At 65.7% G+C, this 12,637-nt stretch carries 11 protein-coding genes; 2 read left to right on the plus strand and 9 right to left on the minus strand.

Going from position 1 to position 12,637, the window contains the following annotated elements:
* Positions 1–175: 175 nt before the first annotated feature.
* The 4 genes from ACOI1H_RS20045 to ACOI1H_RS20060 form a co-directional block, all read right to left on the minus strand.
* A complete protein-coding gene (locus ACOI1H_RS20045; RefSeq protein ID WP_422439644.1) occupies positions 176–1,405 on the minus strand; it encodes a calcium-binding protein in 1,230 nt (409 codons plus the stop codon).
* Positions 1,347–2,621: a calcium-binding protein gene (locus ACOI1H_RS20050; RefSeq protein WP_422439646.1), complete on the minus strand. Its 1,275-nt coding sequence runs from the start codon at positions 2,619–2,621 to the stop codon at positions 1,347–1,349. Before ACOI1H_RS20050 ends, ACOI1H_RS20045 begins: the two co-directional genes overlap by 59 nt.
* Positions 2,618–4,411, minus strand: coding sequence for a type I secretion system permease/ATPase (locus tag ACOI1H_RS20055; RefSeq protein ID WP_422439648.1), 1,794 nt, complete (start codon positions 4,409–4,411; stop codon positions 2,618–2,620). Before ACOI1H_RS20055 ends, ACOI1H_RS20050 begins: the two co-directional genes overlap by 4 nt.
* An 87-nt stretch (positions 4,412–4,498) precedes the next feature.
* Positions 4,499–5,704, minus strand: a complete 1,206-nt coding sequence (locus ACOI1H_RS20060) for a calcium-binding protein (protein WP_422439650.1) — start codon at positions 5,702–5,704, stop codon at positions 4,499–4,501.
* On the opposite strand from ACOI1H_RS20060, the gene ACOI1H_RS20065 reads away from it, so the two are divergent.
* The gene (locus tag ACOI1H_RS20065) at positions 5,705–6,889 is read left to right on the plus strand and encodes a sensor histidine kinase (RefSeq protein ID WP_422439652.1); all 1,185 of its coding nucleotides are present in this window, start codon (positions 5,705–5,707) and stop codon (positions 6,887–6,889) included.
* Between the two features lie 10 nt (positions 6,890–6,899).
* Positions 6,900–8,120 (plus strand): sigma-54-dependent transcriptional regulator, encoded by a 1,221-nt coding sequence (locus ACOI1H_RS20070; protein WP_422439654.1) that lies wholly within the window; start codon positions 6,900–6,902, stop codon positions 8,118–8,120.
* On the opposite strand, the gene ACOI1H_RS20075 is transcribed toward ACOI1H_RS20070, so the two are convergent.
* The 5 genes from ACOI1H_RS20075 to ACOI1H_RS20095 all read right to left on the minus strand — a co-directional run.
* Positions 8,103–8,678, minus strand: coding sequence for a phosphotransferase family protein (locus ACOI1H_RS20075; RefSeq protein ID WP_422439656.1), 576 nt, complete (start codon positions 8,676–8,678; stop codon positions 8,103–8,105). The genes ACOI1H_RS20070 and ACOI1H_RS20075 overlap by 18 nt on opposite strands.
* 107 nt (positions 8,679–8,785) lie before the next feature.
* A complete protein-coding gene (locus tag ACOI1H_RS20080; protein WP_422439658.1) occupies positions 8,786–9,775 on the minus strand; it encodes a glycosyltransferase in 990 nt (329 codons plus the stop codon).
* Positions 9,762–10,796, minus strand: coding sequence for an IS21-like element helper ATPase IstB (gene istB / locus ACOI1H_RS20085; RefSeq protein ID WP_422439659.1), 1,035 nt, complete (start codon positions 10,794–10,796; stop codon positions 9,762–9,764). The genes ACOI1H_RS20080 and istB overlap by 14 nt, the downstream gene beginning before the upstream one ends.
* Positions 10,790–12,019 carry an IS21 family transposase gene (gene istA, locus ACOI1H_RS20090; protein WP_422439661.1) on the minus strand — a complete coding sequence of 410 codons (1,230 nt, stop codon included), beginning with the start codon at positions 12,017–12,019 and terminating at the stop codon, positions 10,790–10,792. Before istA ends, istB begins: the two co-directional genes overlap by 7 nt.
* Before the next feature lie 397 nt (positions 12,020–12,416).
* The coding region (locus tag ACOI1H_RS20095) for a GNAT family N-acetyltransferase (protein WP_422439663.1) at positions 12,417–12,637 on the minus strand (221 nt) is incomplete at its 5' end.

Genomic DNA, 12,637 nt, shown 5'->3' on the forward strand with positions numbered 1-12,637 from the left:
AACGACGGCACCGGTCAGATGTGCCGTGACCGCCCAGCTTCCGATCCCGCCCAGCAGACCGAAGGCCAGCACGATGCCCGCGGCGATCCGTCCGCCGATCCTGTCGAATGACGGTCCGCTGCTTGCGTTCCCGGGTATGGGTCTGGCCATGTCGATTGATCCTTTGCTGTGTTGGTCAGGCATGCTCGACCAGCAGCATGTGTTCGCCGCTGATCAGGATTTCGAGGTCGATGGTATCGTCGCGCTCGAAATCCACCTCGATGACGGTCCGGCGATAGGTGTCGGTCCAGTCGTGATGAAAGACGAGTCGCGGCTCGTCCGTGCCGATCTGGCCGGCGTAGTCCTCGAGCCCGTCCTCGATCCGGTCTTCCAGCGACTTCTGCGCCCGGCGCACCTGATGATGCGATTCACCCCGGCTGATCCAGATGCGGTCGTCGTCGCCGAAGTCGGTGATGCGGTAGATCGACTGCCCGAGCGAAACGGTGTCTCCCTGGACGAAATTGTACAGGTCCGCGCCGCCGTTGCCGGTCAGGTCCCCTGTCCCCTGCCCTGCGACAAAGCTGTCGTCCAGCGGCGATCCGATGAACAGCTCGAAGTCGGCGATGGTGTCGGCCCCGACGGACAGGCCCGTGACGACGCCGTCGACCAGATCGATGGCGACGGCTCCCGACGCGTTCGCGTAGGTCAGCACGTCGGTGCCGTCGCCGCCGTCATAATGGTCGTCGGCCATGTCGTCATCGCCAAGGACGGCGTCATCGCCCGCTTCGCCCTGAACGACGTCGGACCCCTCACCGCCGGACAGGATATCGTCGTCAGCGCCTCCGAAGATGACATCGTCACCCTCGTCGCCGGACAGGATGTCGTTCCCGGCATCACCGGCGATTTGATCGCTGTCCGATCCTCCGAAGACGATGTCGGCCGCGGCACCCGCTGTGACGACATCATGCCCGGTGCCGCCAAAGATCATGTCCTCTCCGTCGTCACCGGACAGTCGGTCGTCGCCGTCGTCGCCCGACAGGATGTCGTCGCCGTCGTCGCCCGACAGGATGTCGTCGTCCGCACCGCCATGAAGCGTGTCGCCGCCGTCGTCGCCGTGCAGGATGTCGCGCCCCGCGCCACCGTCCATCCAGTCATTGCCGGCTCCGCCCGACAGGACGTCCTGACCCGCGCCGCCGTCAAGCCTGTCGTGGCCGTCGTCGCCGGCGATGCTGTCGTCCCCTGCGCCGCCCAGGATCACGTCGTCGTCATCCCCACCGGACAGGCGGTCGTCACCGTCGCCGCCATCGACCAGATCGCGGCCCATCCCGCCAAAGACTTCATCCTGGCCCGCATCGCCGTGAATGGCATCATCGCCCTCTTTCACCGTAGAGGCGGTCGTCGCCCTCCCCGCCGAAGATGACATCATGACCGCGCCCGCCCGCGATGATGTCGTCACCCTGGTCCCCATAGAGCATGTCGTCACCGTCGTCGCCCGCGATGTTGTCGTTGCCGTCACCGCCATAGACGCGGTCGCGTCCCGCCATGCCGGCGATCAGGTCGTCGCCGCCCAGTCCCACGATGGCATCGCGGCCCTGCGTGCCGACGATCAGGTCGTCGCCGTCCGTACCGGTGAATGCGTTCTCGACGACGTTCAGGATGGCGGTCTGCGCGACCGCAAATTCGCCGTCGCTGATGGTGTAGGTGATCCGGACCTCGCCGAGTTGGTCCTGATCCGCAAAATACCGCCATCCGTCGCCTTTCTGGATCAACGCGCCGGACGTGGCCTGCGGGACCGTGATCTCCAGCGGATCGCCCTCCGCATCGGTCGTCCGCGACAGGAAATGACTCAGCGTGAAGGCAAGTGCCGCCCCGCTGCCGATGTCGCCAAGCAGGACCGGGCCCGCGTTCCGGGGCGCCAGATTACGGGCAGGCACCACCGGTCCGGTCCCGTCGTCGGTGTCGTCCTCATCGTCCTCGTCATCCACCGCGTCGACCGGAGGCTGCGTTGGCGGCACCGGTGGCACATTCGGTTGCCCGGGCCCGCCGAAGTCGGGACGTATGACCTTGCCCGGCCCCTTTGCGGGGGGCGGTGGCGCAGTAGGGGCGTCACCGTCGACGATCGTCAGCTGGTCCAGGCCGGGCAAGATCGCGGCACCGCCGGAACCGATACCCGGTGCCCCCTCAATGACCGGAACCCGTCCCGTCGCAGAGGCGAACGGTGGCAAGCTCGAATTCGCGCTGAAGGGTTCCGTCGCGCCGGGCATCGCCCTCATGGGCGGCGGGGCGAACGACCCGCCGAACGAGACGATGACGACCGGCAGTTGATAGTAGCTGGCGGCAAGGTCTTGACTGTCCTGAACGTCGTCCTGCCCCGGATCTTCTGCGCCCGTGTCGAACGCAAGGGGATCGCCTGCACGCGGGACCGAATTGGGCGTGGTGTCCTGCGGCCGCGGTTCTGCGGCCGGTGTTGATGTCGCGTCGTCCCACCAGAGAAAGGACTTGATATACAGGCCAAGGCTGACAAGCCCCACGGCCCAGGACGACAGCAGCCGGGTCGCCGGTTCAGGCGGCGGCCTGAGGCCGAGGGGGTCGGCCGGGTCGACCTTTGGCGCGCCTGATCGGATACTTTTGACATCGATCATGATATCGCTCCTCCAGCGGCAATCCGGTCACCGGAGCGCAGGGCGCGGGCCGGGCCGACCTTGGGCGCATCCTTTGCGGATGCCGCCGGCGTCTCGACCTTCGGCACCGATTGCGGGTTCAGGATCTGGTCGCGCGGTCCGAAGGCGGTCAGCTTGCCGCGCTGCACGACACCGATCAGATCGCAGGCCTGCAGCGCCGAAGGCCGGTGCGCGATCACCACGGCAATGCCGCCACGCTGCTTGATCCCTTCGATGGCGGCCGTCAACGCCGCCTCGCCTTCGGGGTCGAGGTTCGCATTGGGTTCGTCCAGCACCACCAGAAAGGGGTTTCCGTACAGCGCGCGCGCCAACCCAAGGCGCTGGCGTTGGCCGCCGGAAATCGCAGTCCCCATCGGGCCAAGATAAGTGCCGTAGCCGTCAGGCATGCGCACGATCATCTCGTGGACCGACGCCGCGCGGGCCGCCTCTACAATTGCCGTCGAATCCGTTGTCTCCGCCAGCCGGGTGATGTTCTCTTCCACCGTTGCATCGAGCAGGGCGACGTCCTGCGGCAGATAGCCGATGTGCGCGCCGCGGGCGTCGTCGTCCCACTGCGAAAGCTCTGCATCATCCAGCCGGACAGAGCCGCGCAGGGGCGGCCAGATGCCGGTCAGGGTCCGGGCCAGCGTCGACTTGCCGCCGCCGCTTGGCCCGATGATCCCGATGGCCTGGCCGGCCTTCGCCTCGAACGCCACGTCGCTCAGCAGGATGCGGCCCGTCGTCGGCGCGGCGACGGTCACACCTTCGATCTTCAGGGTCGCCATCGGCCGGGGCAGGTCCATCGGGCGGGGCCGGTTTTCCATGATCTCGACCGTCTGGCGCACGCGCTTCCACGCGGCACGCGCGGCTTCCATGTTCTTGGCGTTCCCGATCGCCATGTCGATCGGGGCCATCGCGCGGGCCGATGCGATCGTCGCCGCGATGATGGCTCCCGCCGACATTTCCCCCATGATCGTGAGGTAGGCGGCCAAGCCGAGGATGCCGGACTGCAGCAGCATCCGCAGCACCCGCGAAATCGCCCCGAACGTGCCGGATATGTCGGTGGTTTGGGTCTGCAGCTCGAGGTGCCTGTCGTTCGCCTTTGCAAAACGCGCGACCGCGCGCGAGGCGAAGCCCATCGCCTTGAGGACCTCGGCGTTGCGGGCGTTGGAATCGGCAATCGCATTGCGTTCGATGGTGGCGACGGTCGTCGCGTGGCTCCAGTTGCGCGTGCGCAGTTCCGTCGCGATGGCGAGGATCGCCAGCGCGAAGGCACCGCCGATGGTCAGGGCCCCCAGCGTCGGGTGCAAAAAGTAGACGAAGGCGAGGAATATCGGCATCCAGGGCAGGTCGAAAATCGCGATGGGGCCCTGAGACCCCAGAAAGCCGCGGATCGTATCCACATCGCGCCCCCGTTCGAGCGCTTCGGAGGTGGAATAGCCCAGCCGCGGCATGTCCACGACGACCCTGTGCGCGACCGGTGCCAGCCTGCGGTCCAGCCGCGCGCCGACGCGGACAAGCACCTGCGTGCGGATGATGTCGAAAATGCCCTGAAAGCAGTAAAGACCGATGGCCAGCACCGAAATCGCGATCAGCGTCGGAATGCTGCCGCTGACCAGGGCGCGATCATAGATCTGCAACATGTAGAAAGAGCCAGTCAGCGCCAGGATGTTGATGATGCCCGACAACAGCAGCAGAAACACGATAAGTCCGCGCACCGGCCCGAGAATGTTGAAGGCGGCCTTCGACGTCTTCTTGTCCTTTAAAGACATGGCGTTTCCAATCATTCAAAGTTCAAAATGAGGGTCGATATCGGTCCGGGCGACGGTGCCACCCGGACCCTCCGATCCCGATCGGCCTCAAAGCTGGAAATCGTCATCCACCAGATTGTGCCGACCCTTGACGGTCAGGCTGAAGTCCGCCGCATTGTCACCGCCGACATTGCCGTGGATGACCGTCACCTCGCCGTCGGCACCGGTCTCGTGGGTCACCAGAAGCTGCCCCGTGCCGGTAAAGGCGTCGGAGACCAGGGTGAAATTCCCCTTGCCCGCAGCCGATCCGTTGGCATCGATCTGCGACAGGTCGATACGATCACCGGGCTCGAAGCTGGCGATCGTGTCGCCGTCGGCATCTTCGACCGACAGGAACCGGTAGGTATCGCTACCCACGCCGCCATCCATCGTGTTCACCCCGCGACCGGCCGTGATCACATCGTCCCCGGCCCCGGCCAGGAAGTTCTCGATGCTCCACAACACGTCGGTTCCGGACTGGGCGCTGCTGGCATGACCAGGACTGCCCGCACCGCTGCCAAGGTCGACAGTGATGTCGGCGGTGATGCGCGACATGTCCACCGTGTCGGTGCCGGTGCCGCCGCTGACGTCATCGCCGTAATAGACGTCGTCGCGGTCGTTTGCGGTCGCGACGAAGGTGTCGTCGCCGCCGCCGCCGACCACGAAGTCGCTGCCGGCCCCGCCTTCGATGAAGTCGTCGCCGCCTTCACCGAAGATGCGGTCATCGCCCGCGTCGCCGAACACCATGTCACGGCCGGCCCCGGCCAGCACCACGTCGTCCCCCGCACCGGCAAAGACCATGTCCTGCCCACCCAGCGACAGGACACTGTCGGCCGCGGCGGTTCCGAACAGGGCTTCACCGGCTGCCGTGCCGATGATGCCTGCTGCCGCGGCAAGAGGTGGCGGCGCCGTCGTTTCGTCGTCCGCGTCGTCATCGCCATCCGGCGATCCGTCGCCTCCCACGTCACCGTCGCCTCCAGCCGTGTCCTCGTCCTCGCCCTCGTCGTCATCGTCGACGTCCGTGTTGCCCGTGCTGTCGTCGTCGTCGTCCTCGTCGACGTCAGATGATACATCGCCGTCACCGTCGTCGGCTTCACCATCGCCGGAGGTATCGGTCCCGACATCGTCGTCGTCATCGTCCGTCGCTGTGTCGTCGGTGTCTTCGTCGTCCTCATCATCCAGGTCATTTGTCGCGTCGAACAGGGACGCATCGAGCCCAGTCAGGCTGGTATTGCGCGACACAATATTGGCGAACGTGGTGTCTCGGTCGTGCATGTGGAAAATGCCACCGCCTATTTCGTGAACAAGGGTGCTGACAACGGTCCGGCGGATCAGGACATCGAGGAACTGCTGTCGCATGTCAGCCGCATTCCCGACGTTTTTCGCGCCAACGTGTATTCCGGGGACGGCACCATCCTGTGGTCCAGTGACGTCGAGATGATCGGGAAGAGTTATCCCGAGAATGAGGAACTCGCGGCTGCCATGCGCGGCCTCCTCGACCCTGAATTGAACGTGATCGACCGGGGGGCGAAGGATGAACATGTGGGCTTTCCGGATGGGGTCACCAGTTTCATCGAATACTACATCCCGATTCGGACCCGCGACGGCCTGTCCGTGGTTGGCGCGGTCGAGGTCTACAAGGCACCCGGCGCGCTGCTGCAATCCATTCAGCGGGTGCGCACCTACGCATGGTTGGGTGCGCTGGCGGCTGGGGCCGCGCTGTTCGGCGGGCTGGCGGTGGTCGTGACCTACGCCAGCCGTGTGCTCGTGCGGCAAGAGGCGCGGACGGTCGAGACCGAACGTCTGGCTGTGGTGGGTGAAATGGCCTCGGCCGTCGCGCATGGTTTGCGCAATCCGCTGGCCTCCATCCGGTCCTGCGCAGAACTGACGCTGGACGACGACATTCCAGACAGCAGCCGCGCCACGCTGAACGATATCACCGATCAGGTCGACCGGCTGGAAGGCTGGATCCGGTCATTTCTCATCCGCAGCCGCCGCGATCCGGGCAGCTTGTCGGATCAGGCCCAGATCGATCAGGTGATTGCCCGCTGCTTCGACGGCTTTCAGCCGCAACTGACGCGCCGGTCGATCGCAGTCGTGGTGACGCCGGGAACAGGAAGTCCGATGGTCCTCGGCCGCGCGGCCGAACTGGAACAGGTGCTGAACACCATCCTGTCGAACGCGATCGAGGCCATGGAGGATGATGGTATCCTGGGGATCACCTGGACCAACCGTCTGGATGGCACACTGGAGGTGCAGGTGACCGACACGGGGCCCGGCGTTCCCGCCGATATGACGCATAGGGTGTTCGAGCCGTTCGAGACCGGCAAGGCGGCCGGGTTGGGGGTCGGGCTGGCCTTGGGGCGCCGAATCGCCGAGCGCATGGGCGGGTCACTGGATCTGGCGAACGGCGCGCTGCAAGGTGCGGTCGTGACGCTGCGATTGCCGGCGATGATATGAGGAGAGTGTGATGTCGGACATTCTTGTGATCGACGATGAAGAGGTCCTTGCGCGATCCATCGTCTCGTTCATGGAACGGCGCGGGTTTGCCGCCAGCTTTGCCGTCGATGCGCGCAGCGCGATGGTCATGGCCGAACGGCATCATCCGCGTCTGGTCATTCTGGATGTCCGCCTTGGGCGGGACAACGGGCTCGATCTGCTGGGCTGGTTCCAGTCCGTCGCCCCCGAGACGCAGATCGTGGTGATGACCGGCCACGGAGAGATCGGAATCGCCGTCGATGCCATGAAACGCGGCGCGCGCGATTTCCTGGTCAAGCCGGCCCCCTTGGCGACCATTGCCGGCATTGCCGCGAACCTGATGCTGCAGGACGTCGCGCGCCCGGCCGATGCACGCGGCGTGGACCGCATTCTTGGTCGGTCTTCGGCGGCCGTCGATCTGCGGTCCGCCGTGCGCCGTCTGGCCCCGACGACCGATGCGCCGCCCACCGACATCTTGGTCACCGGGCCACGCGGATCGGGAAAGACCACGATCGCCCGTGCAATCCATGACTTGGCCAAGGGTGATCGCGGCCCGATGACCGAGGCTGACTGCCAGCTCGGCGACGCAGATCTGGATCTCGCGCTTGAGCAGCGCGGCGGTACGCTTATCCTGCGCAACGTCGACGCCCTGAAGGACGACGGTCAGGCACGGCTGATGCGCGGGCTGTCCGCCCCAGATGCGCCCTGGGTCCTTGCGACCACCGCAAGCAACCTGGCCAAACAGGAGCGCAACGGCCTTTTTCGGGCTGATCTTCTCTATCGCATCCAGATTGGCTGGATCGACATTCCCGCGTTGCATGAACGCAGTTCGGACATCCTGCCGATTGCCGAAGCCTTTGCCCGACAGTCTGCGCAAAAACACGGCCGCGACCGCCCCCGGCTGACCCCTGACGCGCGGGTGAAACTGATGGAACATGACTGGCCGGGCAACCTGCGAGAGCTGGCGAACTGCATGGAACGCGCGGGGCTTCTTGCCGGCAACGCCCCGATCGATGCCGCGCATATCCAGCTGTTGTCCGTGCCGACCGCTGCCGATGTGCCGAAACTGGTCCAGATGGAGGAAATGGCACTGACGAAGGCCTTGGCGGCCACGCGTGGCAATGTCTCTCGCGCGGCGGCCTTGTTGGGGATCAGCCGTGACACGTTGCGCTACCGCATCGAGAAGTATGATATTTCACGCCCGCAGGGCTAACTGGTCCAGCGCCCAGATCTGGCCTTTTTCCGCCAGTTTCAGCGCACGGCGGACCAGCGCAATGCGGCAGAAGTGGTCCGTCAAGGCCGGGTCCGACAAGGGCGAGACGGCCTCTAGCCGAGATAAAGCCTCATGTGTGCGGCCCTCCAGAGGGCCCTCTGCGTGTGTCGCCATCCACGCCGCCAGATTGCCCAGATCGGCCTCGGGTGGGGCCAAGGCGAGATCGTCAAGATCCACGAGCCAGACCTTTTTCCTGCCATCGACCAGCATCTGACCCGGGTGCAGGTCGCCGTGGATCACCGCTGCTGGGGACCAGGACAGCGCCGCGTCCTGCGCCTTCAGTGCGGCAGCCAGCAGACGAACCGGGTCGGGTGCCAAAGCCAACCGAGGCAGAATGCGACGAAACGGGTCAAACCGGTTCAACCCGTCACGCCGCATGCCGTGCAGCGGCCCCAGCGCCAGCATCATTTGCGTCAGAGACGGTTTTGCCGCTGAAACAATCCGTTGGAAGGACACGGTGTTTGGCGTGGGTCGATCCAGGACGGCAGGGGTTCGCACCCCCGCCTCCCGCGCGTTACTGCTGCGGACAATTGCGGTCTCGGCTGCCCGACGCGATGCAAAGCGCTTGACGAAGGCAACCTCATCGCCCCAATGCGCCTGCGCTGTCATCCCAACGCCAGGATCGCGCGCGCGGCCTTGTCCTCTCCGCTTGGCCCCAGGTCTACGGGGGGGCGGCGACGGCGAAGGGTGATCTCTTGCGCCAGCCAGTCGGCGGCCCGAGCGGGCGCTGCGGCATCCAACCACATTCCCAGTTTCTGCGCCCATGTTCTTGCCCGGGCGGTCTGATCGTCGATGCTGCGCGGGATCGGCACCAGCAAGGTCGGCGTGTCCGTCATCGCCAGTTCCAGAACCGAATTGTAGCCCGCCGTCGAGATCACGATATCCGCTTCACGGAAAAGATCGTTCAGGACAGCGCCGGGGTCGACGATGTCGTCTGCCTCGGCCAGTTGCCCAAAGCCACGCGCGCGCGCGCCTATGGCCTGCGTCACGTCGAACGCCGGCACAGCGCGGCGCAGCCGGGCCAGAAGCACGTCGATCTGGGCGTAGACGGTGCGCGCGGTCGCCGCCGGCCCGCCACCACCGGTCGCCACCAGGACACGCGGCACTGGTCCCCCGATGCCCCGCCGTTGCCCGGTGGATCGATAGATCCAGCCCGACGCAACCCTTGACTGCGCGTTCAGAAGCGTTGGATCGGGCATCCAGTGATCCACCGGATTGGCTACGACGATCAGGTCCCAAGGCCGCCCTTCTGTCAGGGCAAAGCGCGGCAACTGCGCGTTGGGCGTCTCGCGCAGAACCAGAGCCATCGGATGCCCCAGCAACTCGAGGTCCGGAACCGTCATGGTATCCACGACCATCACCGCAGCACCCGTGGCTGCGACAGCGGCGGACATTGCGGCACGGTCGGCCACCTGGATACTGGCAAAGGCGTCAAGGTCGGCACCGGTCAACCCCTGGGGCGGCGCGTTGCTGATCAGATGCAATTTCCGCGCCGGGTCCAGAGTCCGAAGGCGTCTGGCGATCGTGGCTGACCGGCGCAGGTGGCCCAGACCGGACTTGCTTGTCGCAAGAAAGCAGATGTCAGAATTGGGCAAGCGAACTCTCCACCAAATCTCGATCCCGCAGGTTGATGCACCCAAGGCGTGGCGCGCAACGGCGGCCTAGCACGCCCTTGGGGCAATTGACCCAGCCCGGCCGCGCAGGGGTGTCGTGCCATGTCGAGCGACATTCGGAATTGGCCGGGGTCGACATGAAGGACTGGCCCACCCTCATGTTGAAACGGTTGTGGTTTCGTGCGCCGCAGCGGGGTTTTGCAAAGGCCCGCTGCGGCGCTTTTCGCCGCAGGCGGTAGCTGTCGCCCCGGACGGTGATGACGTGGCTGTGGTGAAGCAGGCGGTCGAGGATCGCAGCCGCCACCACCGCATCCCCGAAGACGGTGCCCCATTCGCCGACAGCGCGGTGCGAGGTGACAAGCATGGCGCGACGCCCATTGCGTCGGCTGACAAGCTGGAAGAACGGACGCGCGGCGTCAGCCTCGAGCGGCAGATAGTCGAGATCGTCGACGATCAGCAGCCTCGGTTCGGCATGATGCGTCAACCGTTCTTCGAGACGTCCATCGGCCTGCGCCTTGGCCAGGTTCGCCACCCGTTCCATCGCCCCGGTGATGAGCACCGTGTATCCGGCAATGATCGCCTCGCGGCCGAGTGCGACGGCGAGATGGCTTTTTCCGGTGCCGGGTGGTCCGAGCACCAGGAGCGCATCGCCGTTTGCAATGAAGCGCCCGGTGGCGAGGTCACGGATCTGCCCACGGTCGAGCGAGGGCCGGGCGGCGAAATCGAAGCCGCCAGGATCCCGCACGAAGGGGAACTTCGCCAGCCCGAAGCTCATGTCGATGCGGCGCTCGCCATTGTCCTCGGACCAATGGCGGACAATGGCTCGCTCCCTGCGGGCGATCTCGCGCTGGCAAGGAAACGCCAGAGCATCGCGCAGTGTCATTTCCCCCGCACAGCCTCGTCGAGCACGGAGTCGAGCGGGTCGCGGATTGCGGATTGCGGTCAGTTTCAGCCGCGTCGGCATCCTGTCCAGCTCATCGGTGACCACCGCGCCCATCACCATGCTCCTCCTGCGATAGCCTCGCATTCGGCGAGCGGTCGCAACAGCGTGGCCTCCGGAATCGGACCCTCCACGTCCGCGGCACTATCTCCGGAAATCCGGATTGCCCGGCCATCGGCACCGGCTACCCCGGCGACGTGGGCATCGTCGATGATGCGCCCGCGTCTGCCGCCGCTGCGTCGGTGGCAGACCACCTCCACGCCGGCATGGGTGATGCGCACCGTCTCGGCGGCGACCAGCACGCGGACTCGCTCGCCGGTCAGACGCCAAGGGACCGAGTAGCCATTGGTGTCGAACTCCACCGCACAGTCAGATCCGACCCGCCGGCTCAAATCTCGCATCGCCAGGAACGGCCCACATCGGGGAGGCGGCTTCAGCTTGCCAGCCTCATTGCGGGTAAAGCGCAGCATCGGCGCCTCGCCGGTCGTGCCGTGAACCCGCTGGTCTGCGATGTCGCGGGTCCATTCCGCCAGATGCGCCTCCAGAGCTGCAAAGCTGTCAAAGGCGCGTCCGGCGATCGCATTGCCCTTCACGTAGCCAACGCCGCGCTCGTCCTTGCCCTTCGTGCGCGGCCGGTAGGGCGCGCAGGCCTTGACCTGGAAGCCCCAATGAAGGGCGAACGCATGAAGCTTCGGGTTCACCACGACCTCGCGGCTGGCGACGTCATGGCGCAGGATCAGCGCGCGGGCGTTGTCGAGCAACACCTCCTCCGGCACCCCGCCGAACGCCGCGAAGGCGCTCTCCATCCCCTCGAACCAATGCTCCTGCCGCTCCCCTGCGAAGGCCCGCACGTGATTGCGGCGGGAGTGACCGAGCGTCGCCACGAAGAACGATACCAGCCGTGGCGTGCGACCAATCTCCACACGCCGCTGGCCGAAGTCGATCTGCACCTGCTGACCCGGCTGCGTCTCGAAGCGAACCGTCGCCCGAGCCTCGGCCCGCAGCTCCTGACGAAGATGCGCCACCGCCCGCTCGACCGTGCGCAGACTCACCGCGATACCTTTCTCGGCCGCAAGTTCCTGACGAACCACGTCGGCGTTGCCGGCACGACGACGAAACCGTTCCTCCACCCACGCCTCCAGGCCATCCAGCGCTTTCGGGCGCGCAAAGGATGGTGGCCTGTGCCACGCCCCCTCCTTCAGCCAACGCCGCGCCGTCGTTCTCGAGCATCCGCGCTGCGCCGCGATCCGACGGGCTCCCCAGCCGAGCGACTTCAGCCAACACATCGTCCCGCTCCTTCGTTACGTCCCTCCGCAGACCCTCGGTCCGCGGCAGCCTCTCACCCGTCGGATTGGTCATCCACCATTCCCTCCTGGTTTATCGAGGGGGCCAGTTCCTCGTGTCGCCACAGGGCCAGTTTGCCGTGTCGCCTGGCAGGCAAGCCATGCCGGACCCAGCGGCATCGGAAAACGGATCGCATTTGTGCATCAACGATTTCCGCTTTGGTGACCCTGCTTTCCGAACTGCAATCATGGTAGATCGGGGCAACGTCGTTGCGGAAGAGCTGCGCCATCTGGACATACGAAGGACAATAGGACGCGAGTGGATCGCAACCCTCGTCCGTGGATGTCGCAGCACATGCCCGAAGGCTCCTTGATGTGGCACACGGGCATGTCGACTGATTCAAGGTGCGAGGCGTTTCTCCAGGTCCAGTCGCAGCGTGGCCATGCCGTTTCGGCGGGAGAGTTCCTCGTAGCCGGCCGAGAGATAGGCATTGAAGGCTGGTGCATTATCGAGTTCGACCTTCAAGGTCACGACCAGCGCGCCCAATGCCCGCGCTGCCTGTTCCACGTGCTCCGTCAGCTCAGCAGCAGCGCCACCACGCGCTTCTTCGGCGATATAGA

This window comes from Loktanella sp. DJP18 (assembly GCF_049310965.1).
Classification (GTDB): domain Bacteria; phylum Pseudomonadota; class Alphaproteobacteria; order Rhodobacterales; family Rhodobacteraceae; genus Loktanella.